The organism is Paramuribaculum intestinale, assembly GCF_003024925.1.
GTDB classification, from domain to species: Bacteria; Bacteroidota; Bacteroidia; order Bacteroidales; family Muribaculaceae; genus Paramuribaculum; species Paramuribaculum intestinale.
In genome coordinates, this window is the sequence record NZ_PUED01000342.1 from 1 (window position 1) to 1,355 (window position 1,355).

Below are 1,355 nucleotides of genomic sequence, written 5' to 3' on the forward strand. Positions count from 1 at the left end.
GGTCGTACATTTGTACGGTTAAATGTTTTTGAATAAATTTATCTTCAAATATCAGGCATCACAAGCATGGAACAAGGCAGATTAGGGGGTGGCAAAACCCGTGACTAACGTTCAGTCCCCATGCTTTTACATCTAAAGACTGGATAGTTCGTTGGGGCGGTATGACTGACCCCGTGTTTGCGACGAGAGTGCAAAAGATGTAGTTCCTGACAAAAGATTTGATAACATGACATACATAGGCATCGACATCAGCAAAGCGACGTTTGTAGCTGCTTTTCCTCATGGAAAGGGCTACCGTACCGAGACCTTCCAAAACAACGCGAAAGGCATCCGCAAGTTCATCTCGAAGCTTGACCATGCTATCCACCACTGCGTGATGGAGGCGACAGGCAACTACTGCTTCCTTCTTCTTTATCTTCTTGACAAGACCGGCATACGGGCAAGCCTCATAAATCCGAAGAAGATAAAAAACTATTCCCGCGTAATGATGTCGGTTACCAAAACAGACTCCAAAGATGCCTGTCTCATTGCCGATTTCGGGGAGAGATTCAAGCCGGAACCATATAAGTTCCCGTCCGAACAGATAATGCTTCTGAAACAGAAGAAAACAGTCCTGCGTCAACTTCAGAAGCAACTGACAGCGACAAAGAATCTTCTTTCATCACTTGAGCCTCTGCCGGTTAAGGATAAGAAATGTCTGAACTCATTGAAACAGACCATAACCTTCCTTGAAAAGCAGATCAAGTACATGCAGCAGGAAATGGAGACGGTCGTAACCGATGTGTTTGACAAGCAGCTTAAACTCCTTACCTCTATAAAGGGTATCGGAGTCACACTTGCCACTGCGCTGATTATAGCTACCGGAGGCTTTACCTACTTTGAAAATGCCAAGCAGTTGTCCCGCTTTATCGGTATCTGCCCCACGATAGAGCAGTCCGGCACAAGCATCAATATCCGTGGACATATCAACCGTAACGGTGACGAGACTCTGCGTTCGATGCTTTATGTGGCGGCATGGTCAGCAAGTCAGCACAACAAGGCGTGCAAGGAATGCTACCAGCGTTTGCGGGGCAAAGGAAAATCAGGCAAAGTAGCCATGATTGCTGTGGCAAATAAACTCGTTAGACAGGCTTTTGCTGTTGTGACATCCAATAAGTCATATATCGACGGCTTCGTCTCTACGAAACCTGATTCCGCCCTCTAAACTATTCCTCTCTCCTTCTGGCTAGGGGATGCCCGAGCGGCGGGGGCGGCCTAAACCGCCCCCAAGAGCGGACTGCGGCAAGACCATTCTCAAATAATCTAAGGTGGATGTAATTTTTGCCTCATTTTATTTGGTTTTTAATATAGTTCGT

At 46.6% G+C, this 1,355-nt stretch carries 1 protein-coding gene; it reads left to right on the forward strand.

Going from position 1 to position 1,355, the window contains the following annotated elements:
* The first annotated feature begins 226 nt into the window (after positions 1-226).
* Positions 227-1,204, forward strand: coding sequence for an IS110 family RNA-guided transposase (locus C5O24_RS13370; RefSeq protein WP_107033536.1), 978 nt, complete (start codon positions 227-229; stop codon positions 1,202-1,204).
* Positions 1,205-1,355: the final 151 nt, after the last annotated feature.